Below are 4258 nucleotides of genomic sequence, written 5' to 3'. Positions count from 1 at the left end.
TTCGGGCGAGGCTGTGGGCCGGGTGCAGGACGTGATCGTGCGGCTGCGCGGTGCCGAGGAGTATCCGCTGGTGAGTGGGATCGTCGCCGTGGTGGGGAGGCGGCGGGTGTTCATCGGCAGCCCCTCCATTTCCCAGTACGCCCCGGATCGCGTGGTATTGGCGACACACGAAATCGATCTGCGCGGTTTCGAACGCCGCGACGGCGAGGTGTTACTGCGTACCGATGTGCTCGGACACCGATTGATCGATGTGGCCGCCGTGGAGCTGGTGCGCGCATATGACGTGGAGCTCGAAGACAGCGGCGCCGGATGGATCCTTGCCCGCCTGGATACCCGCCGCCCGGCGCGGTTCTTCGGACTAATCAAAAGCCGGAGTGGGCACGCGGCCCGGGATTGGAAGGCATTCGAACCACTGATCGGACACGCCCGCTCTGGTGCCTCGCGACCTCAGTCAGACCGGCTCGGCGGGTTCAAACCCGCCGACATCGCCGATCTTCTCGAAGACGCTGACAAAGCCGAGGGCGGCGAGATCCTCGACCGGGTCCGCACCGACCCGGAATTGGAAGCCGACGTGTTCGAAGAACTCGACCCCGATAAGGCCAGCCGGCTGCTCAATGACATGGCCGATGACGAGGTCGCCGCACTGTTGGGCCGGATGCGCGCCGATGATGCCGCCGACGCGATCGCAGACCTGCGACAATCGCGACGCAGGCGTGTGCTCGAGCTGATGTCGGGCCCGCAGCGCACGAAGGTGATCACCCTGATGGGCTTTAACCCCGACAGCGCCGGTGGCCTGATGAATGTCGACTTCGTGTCCTGCGCGGCAAGCACCACTGCGGGAACGGCGCTGGCGCTGATCGCGGGCGCCACGACCATACAACCCGAGGCATTGGTCAAGATGCATGTCCTCGATGAGGAGGACCGCCTGGCCGGTGTCGTGTCAGTGATCGAGCTGCTGCAAGCCGAACCCGGTCACACCGTTGAAGCACTGATGGATTGCGACCCAATCCGGGTCGGCGCCGAAGCCGACGTGACCGACGTCGCCCTATTGATGGCCGACTTCAACCTCTACTCCATCCCCGTCGTCGATGGCCAGGACCGCGTGCTCGGGGTTGTCACCGTCGATGACGTGCTGGAAGCCACCATCCCCGAAGACTGGCGCCGTCGCGAACCCGCCCCCCGCCCGGTCCGCGAAATCACCCCGCCAGATGACGGTCGCGACGCGCCTGCACCCGAGAGTGAGGCGCCGTGAGCTCCGGCGAGGAGAACGCCACCGGCCACCCAGCAGGCGAATCGCCGTGCCGAACCAGCCACAACGCCGCGCACCGCGGTGCTTGACTCGGCTCACCTCGGTGATATCGAGGGCGCCTTCGGGCGCATCAACGTCGGTGAAACCGAGCATCCCCGCACGTTCAAGACGCGGCTGCTGACGCTGCTGGTCATCGTCGGTCCTGGGATCATTGTGATGGTCGGCGATAACGATGCCGGCGGGGTGGCCACCTACACTCAGGCTGGCCAAAATTATGGCTACTCCCTGCTGTGGGTGCTACTTCTGCTCATCCCGGTGCTCATCGTCAACCAAGAAATGGTGGTCCGGCTCGGTGCGGTTACCGGGGTCGGACATGCGCGGTTGATCAACGAACGCTTCGGCCGCGGCTGGGGCTGGTTCTCCGTCGGCGACCTGTTCCTGCTCAACTTCCTCACGATCGTCACCGAGTTCATCGGCATCACTTTGGCCGCTGCCTACATCGGTATCTCCAAATACATCGTCGTTCCGGTCTCGGCGGTCGCGCTCATCGCGATCATGGCCAGCGGCAGCTTCCGCCGGTGGGAGCGGGCCATGTTCGTCTTCATTGCCATCACCCTGATTCAGATCCCAGTCCTGCTGATGTCGCACCCACAGTGGGCCCAGGCCGCTAAATCATTTGTGGTGCCGAATATCTCCGGCGGCGTGACCTCGGATGCGGTGCTTTTGATCATCGCCATCGTCGGCACCACCGTGGCGCCATGGCAGCTGTTTTTTCAGCAGTCCAACGTCGTCGACAAGCGCATTACCCCTCGATTCATGGGCTATGAGCGCGCCGACACCGTGTTGGGGGCGTTCATCGTGGTGATCGGCGCCACCGCACTGGTCATGATCGGGGACTGGGCGGCGCGCTCCACTCACACCGCCGGCGGTTTCACCGACGCCGGCGCCATCTCGCACCTGCTGGGCCAACACAATTCGATGCTCGGCTGGTTGTTCGCGATCGTGCTGATGGACGCCTCGATCCTTGGCGCTGCCGCAGTGACCCTGGCCACCAGCTATGCCTTTGGCGACGTATTCGGCTTGAAACACTCGCTGCACCGGGGGTTCGCCGATGCCAAGCCGTTCTACCTTTCCTACAGCGCGATGGTGGCGTTTGCGGCGGCGATCGTGCTGATTCCCGGCGCCCCACTCGGGTTGATCACCACCGCCGTGCAGGCCCTCGCCGGCTTGTTGTTGCCCAGCGCCAGCGTGTTCCTCCTGCTGCTGTGCAACGACCGGGAAGTGTTGGGGCCCTGGGTGAATCGGCCCTGGCTCAACTGGGTTGCCGGGCTGATCGTCGGCGTCCTGCTGCTGCTGTCGGGAATCTTGATGGCAACCACCTTGTTCCCCGGCCTCAATGTGATCGTTGTCGCCGGGTACCTAACCCTGACGTTGGTCCTACTCGCCGCTGCCGCGGTACCGACACTTCGTTGGATGGGCCGCCACCAGCCCTCACCACCGGCCGCATCACGCCCTGTGCGTCCCCTCGACAATAGCTGGCGAATGCCACCGCTGACCTTGCTAGAGCCCGTGACCTGGTCGCCGGGGACCCGTTTGGGCATGATTGCGCTGCGCGGCTACCTCGTCGTCGGCGCCGTCCTGCTCATCGTCAAAGCGGTCCAACTCGGCGGCCGATGAATCACGGCCAATCCGGAAGGTCACCAAAATGAGCACGCCACGCAACGCGCGATGGGCCGCAGAAGCCAACTACCTACTGCACTACAGCGACATCCAGCAGATCACCGGAACCGCCATCCTCGCCACCATTGCGGTCGCTCTGGCAGTGGCATTCATCATCATCCAATGTCGACGACGCCGCGCGCGCACCAAACGAAATCATGTCGGTGCTTCGCGACGCTCCCGCGCTTCACGACCTTTCGACACCGGAAGGGAAAACTAGTGGCCCAAACGAATATGTCTTGTGTGAAGTGGTTGGCGACCAGCGTGATCCTGCTCGCTGCTGCGCTGCAATTCGCTACGCCAGCATCGGCGGATCAAACTGATGATGACTTCCTCGCCGCACTCAAGAAACACGGGATCGTCTTTGCCAACCGCGATGCCGCGATCGCCACCGGCCATAGGGTGTGTACCGGGCTCGATGCAGACCAGACGCCAGCCAACCTGGTTTTATCGCTGGTTAAAGACACCGACCTTTCGGCGCATGTGGCCGGCTATTTCTTCGGCGCCGCGGTGAATTCCTACTGCCCGCAATACCGCCCCGATACGCCCTAGCCGGGGGCATAGACGAATGGAGACGGACAAATCGCGCACCACTGGCGGCCCTCGGGGTCTCCGCGGGCGGCCTAGCTTTTGCGCTGGCACCCACCGTCGCCAACAACGCATCGCTAGCGATAACAAGGCTATTGCTGCTGTTTCTGCGAAGTGACGTGAGTGAAGCTGGCGCCGGGCCGCGGTCGATGGACGGATTTGTGAAATTCGACGGATCACGAAATGGCTTGACGCCCATCCTCGATTCCGCATCTAGTTCACCCCGACATACTCTTCGTGGCTCAACCAGGTTGAACGGTGGTTTGGGTTGCATACCAACCAGAAGCCCGCCGGGGCGCACACCGCTCAATCCAGGCCCTCGAGAAAGACATCTCAGACAATCTTGTGTAGCACGGCTAGCGACATCGGGATCACCCTAGCCATGTTGAAACTGATATTCATAATGAGTCTGGTAGGACGTGGGTGGCGCGTTAGCGAAGTGCCGACGTCGCACCGCGCCCGCCGGGCGTGGCGTTCGGCGCTGACACACATAAGCGGCCAGTGCGGCCGGCGGTGTTGCAGCTGCAACTGTCAGCTACTGACCTACCCTGGCGCACGAGACAAGATGCTGACCTCGTCCATCCTGTGGCTCAGCCGGTGTCTTAAGCAGGCGCCACAAGTTCCACCGGGCCATCTATCGACGGGTCACAAATGCGCCTCCCAGTGCGACGTCAGCCGATTGCGAGCGTTTGGCGGCGTCCG

General features: G+C 63.2%; 4 protein-coding genes. All 4 read left to right on the top strand.

Annotated elements, in window-relative coordinates:
* A partial coding sequence (locus HMPREF0591_RS25935; protein WP_007171708.1) for a magnesium transporter MgtE N-terminal domain-containing protein occupies nt 1-1252 on the top strand: 1252 nt, incomplete at its 5' end.
* 78 nt (nt 1253-1330) lie between these two features.
* The gene (locus HMPREF0591_RS25930; protein ID WP_007171707.1) at nt 1331-2926 is read left to right on the top strand and encodes an Nramp family divalent metal transporter; all 1596 of its coding nucleotides are present in this window, start codon (nt 1331-1333) and stop codon (nt 2924-2926) included.
* A gap of 28 nt (nt 2927-2954) precedes the next feature.
* Entirely contained in the window at nt 2955-3188 is a 234-nt protein-coding gene (locus HMPREF0591_RS31445; protein ID WP_007171706.1) for a hypothetical protein, read from the top strand.
* 14 nt (nt 3189-3202) lie between these two features.
* The gene (locus HMPREF0591_RS25925; protein WP_007171705.1) at nt 3203-3520 is read left to right on the top strand and encodes a DUF732 domain-containing protein; all 318 of its coding nucleotides are present in this window, start codon (nt 3203-3205) and stop codon (nt 3518-3520) included.
* Nucleotides 3521-4258: the final 738 nt, after the last annotated feature.

It is taken from the genome of Mycobacterium parascrofulaceum ATCC BAA-614 (assembly GCF_000164135.1).
GTDB classification, from domain to species: Bacteria; Actinomycetota; Actinomycetes; order Mycobacteriales; family Mycobacteriaceae; genus Mycobacterium; species Mycobacterium parascrofulaceum.
The sequence above is the reverse complement of the archived record's forward strand: the minus strand, read 5'-3'. Positions and strand labels throughout refer to the sequence as shown.